Here is a 206-nt window from a genome sequence, read left to right on the forward strand (position 1 = left end):
GTCCTCGGGATAGCCGGGGTCGGGCTCGACGACGACTTCTTCGACCTGGGCGGACATTCCCTGTCGGCGACCCGGCTGGTGAGCCGCATCCGGACCGTCCTGGGGGTAGAAGTGCCCCTCCGCACGGTATTCGACGCCCCCACCATCGCCCGCCTGGCCACCCGGCTCGACGAGGTGAACATCGAGACGATGTTCGGGCCACTACT

General features: G+C 68.0%; 1 protein-coding gene. It reads left to right on the plus strand.

Annotated elements, in window-relative coordinates:
* A partial coding sequence (locus ACX4ZE_RS23615; RefSeq protein ID WP_480275674.1) for a phosphopantetheine-binding protein occupies positions 1–206 on the plus strand: 206 nt, incomplete at both ends.

The sequence above is a fragment of the Nocardia sp. TBRC8007 genome (assembly GCF_056629435.1).